The sequence below is a fragment of the Aeromonas veronii bv. veronii genome (assembly GCF_000820225.1).
Classification (GTDB): domain Bacteria; phylum Pseudomonadota; class Gammaproteobacteria; order Enterobacterales; family Aeromonadaceae; genus Aeromonas; species Aeromonas veronii.
In genome coordinates this window covers 354-2,863 of record NZ_CDDK01000019.1, presented here as the reverse complement: position 1 = coordinate 2,863, position 2,510 = coordinate 354, and the positions used below count along the sequence as shown (strand labels likewise).

The 2,510-nt window shown below is 60.0% G+C and carries 3 protein-coding genes; all 3 read left to right on the top strand.

The genetic code is table 11. The annotated features are described in order from the left end of the window. Window positions 1-673: transcriptional regulator ChbR (chbR, locus tag BN1139_RS08920; RefSeq protein ID WP_041980398.1), on the top strand; the 673-nt coding region annotated here is incomplete at its 5' end. A 145-nt stretch (window positions 674-818) separates the two neighbouring features. Then, window positions 819-2,165 (top strand): 6-phospho-beta-glucosidase, encoded by a 1,347-nt coding sequence (locus tag BN1139_RS08915; RefSeq protein WP_005350021.1) that lies wholly within the window; start codon window positions 819-821, stop codon window positions 2,163-2,165. A 53-nt stretch (window positions 2,166-2,218) separates the two neighbouring features. Then, window positions 2,219-2,510, top strand: a 292-nt coding sequence (locus BN1139_RS08910) for a ChbG/HpnK family deacetylase (RefSeq protein WP_041980396.1), incomplete at its 3' end; no start/stop codon positions are given.

Genomic DNA, 2,510 nt, shown 5'->3' with positions numbered 1-2,510 from the left:
CGGCAAGCGGGTGCTGCTGGAGCGGGGGGACGTGGTGTTTATCCCGCTCGGCTCCCGCCATCAGAGCTTCTACGAGTTCGGCACCACCCGCATCTTCAACGTCGGGATCACCCGTACCTATTTTGACGAGCACTTCAAATACCTGTTGCCGGAACACTTCGTCGCCTCACAGGCCTATGCGCTCAAGAGCGAGTTCCTCAGCTACATCGAGTCGGTACTGGTCTCCCCGGGCTTTAGGGAAGAGGCACTGACCGAATTTCTCGAAGTGGTGACCTACGCGGTAATGAACCGGCTGCGTCACTACAAGGACACCTCCGCCAGCGATGATCTTCCGCTCTGGCTCCATGAAACCGTGGAGCGGATGCACGATCGCCCCCTCTTTGCCGATGATGCGCTGGCCAACATGGTCTCCCTCTGTGGCAAGAGCCAGGAGTATCTGACCAGGGCCACCCGGCGTTACTACAACAAGACGCCGATGCAGATCATCAACGAGATCCGGATCAACTACGCCAAGATGCAGCTGGAGGTGACCAACAACTCGGTGGCCGATATCGCCTTCGAGACCGGCTACAACGACGTCAGCCTCTTTATCAAAAACTTCAAGAAGCTCACCTCGTTTACCCCGGGCAGTTACCGCAAATATCTCTATCCGAAATTCGAAAGTTCAGCCTGAGACCAGCGAGCTGCTGACCTAAACAACCCGGTTCAAGAGAACCAATCCATTGTGACCAGCCCCTGCCACAGGCGGCTGCGGCCCCTCTCACCATGAAGACAGAGTGGCCACCATCAAACCTAGAAAGATCGATGAAGAGGGATTTATGAGCGAGAAGATCAAGGTAGTCACCATTGGCGGCGGCAGCAGCTACACCCCCGAGCTGGTCGATGGTTTCATCAAGCGCTATGCCGAGCTGCCCATCAGCGAGCTGTGGCTGGTGGATATTCCCGCTGGCGAAGAGAAACTGAACATCATCTTCGACCTCTGCCAACGGATGATCCGCCAGGCAGGCATCCCCATGACCCTGCACAAAACCCTGGATCGCCGCGAGGCACTGGTGGGCGCTCACTTCGTCACCACCCAGCTTCGCGTCGGCCAGTTGCAGGCGCGGGAGAAGGATGAGCGCATCCCCTTGAGTCACGGCATGCTGGGGCAGGAGACCAACGGCGCAGGCGGCCTGTTCAAGGGGCTGCGAACCATACCGGTCATCTTCGACATCATCCGCGACGTGGAAGCGCTTTGCCCGGATGCCTGGCTGATTAACTTCACCAATCCGGCTGGCATGGTGACCGAAGCGGTGCACCGTCATACCAACTTCCGCCGCTTTATCGGGGTGTGCAACATTCCGGTCGGCATGCAGATGTTTGTGCGCGATGCCCTCCAGCTCACCGAGCGGGATCACCTCTCGATGGACTTGTTTGGCCTCAATCATCTGGTCTTTATCGGCGATGTGCTGGTCAACGACGAATCCCGCTTTGACGAGCTGCTGGAAGGGGTCGCCGATGGCAGCCTGACCCGCGCCAGCTCGGTCAAGAACATCTTCGACTTGCCGTTCGACCCCGGTTTTATCCGCGGTCTTCGCCTGCTTCCCTGCTCCTACCTGCGTTACTACTTCAAGGAGAAAGAGATGCTGGGGATCGAGATGGGTGAGTTCTACAAAGGCGGCGCCCGGGCTCAAGTCGTGCAGCAGGTCGAGAAGAAGCTGTTCGAGCTCTACCAGAACCCCGCGCTGTGCGAAAAGCCCAAGGAGCTGGAGCTGCGTGGCGGCGCCTACTACTCCGATGCAGCCTGCGAAGTGATCAGCGCCATCTACAACGACAAGCAGAGCGAGCACTACGTCATCGTGCCCCATCAGGGCCATGTCACCAATATCCCGGCCGACTGGACGGTGGAGATGAGCTGCCTAATCGGCCGTGACGGCGCCATTCCCCATCCGCGCCTCACCCGCTTTGACGACAAGGTGAACGGGCTGGTGCATCTCATCAAGAGCTTCGAGATCGCCGCCGCCAAGGCCGCCATCAGCGGCAACTTCGATGACCTGCTGTTGGCGATGAACCTCAACCCGCTGATCCACTCCGACAACGATGCCCGCATCGTCGCCCGCGAGCTGCTGCTGGCCCACCGCGAACACCTGCCCAACTTCGCCGCCGCCATCGACGCCCTCGCCTGAGGCCAACACGCCCCGCCCGAACTGGCGGGGCGCTTAACCGCAAGGGAATCCTCATGAGCAAGAGATTGATCATCAACGCCGACGACTTCGGCCTCTGCCGCGCCCAGAACTACGGCATCGTAGATGCGTTCGAGCACGGGGTCGTCAGCTCCACCAGCGCCATCGTCACCTCCCCCGCTATCGCACACGCCGCCTGGCTGGCCGAATGCCTCCCCGAATTGCCAGTCGGGCTGCACTTTATGCTCAGCTGGGGGAAGCCGCTCACGCCGCTCACCTCGCTGGTGAACGAACAGGGCGAGCTCAACAAGGGGATCTGGCACAAGAGCGAGGCGGGAGAGCTGGATC

Excerpts from the sequence above, each read along its gene's own strand:
- BN1139_RS08915 (WP_005350021.1), top strand. The coding sequence starts at position 819 with ATGAGCGAGAAGATCAAGGTAGTCACCATTGGCGGCGGCAGCAGCTAC.